Below are 394 nucleotides of genomic sequence, written 5' to 3'. Positions count from 1 at the left end.
CATCGCTGCCCCGCACCCTCGCTGCGCTGCAGGCCGGGACCATCTCCTGGCAGCACGCCAGGGTGATGGTGGACGAGACCGTAACCCTGGGCCCTGCCGGGGCAGCGGCCCTGGAGGCCCATTTCCTGGACCCCGCAGCGCCCAACCGTGCCAAGGGCTGCCCGGCGGGGGAAATGCCGGCCTACCGGTTTCGGAAGAAGGCCCGGACGTGGCGGGAACGCCATCATGCCGAGTCGATTGAGAAGCGGCATGCGAAGAGTTTCCTGGACCGCCGGGTGGAATGCTTACCGGATCAGGACGGGATGGCGTGGTTTTCGGCCTACCTTCCAGCGGACCAGGCCGCAGCGGCCTGGGACCGGCTGACCGCTGTCTCCCGGGGCATGCAGGGGCCCAA

Annotated in this window: 1 protein-coding gene; it reads left to right on the top strand. The window is 69.3% G+C overall.

Features of this window, described 5'->3' with window-relative positions:
• Positions 1–394: DUF222 domain-containing protein (locus tag FDW84_RS19020; protein WP_138611035.1), on the top strand; the 394-nt coding region annotated here is incomplete at both ends.

It is taken from the genome of Pseudarthrobacter sp. NamE5 (genome assembly GCF_005796225.1).
GTDB lineage: Bacteria > Actinomycetota > Actinomycetes > Actinomycetales > Micrococcaceae > Arthrobacter.
The sequence above is the reverse complement of the archived record's forward strand: the minus strand, read 5'-3'. Positions and strand labels throughout refer to the sequence as shown.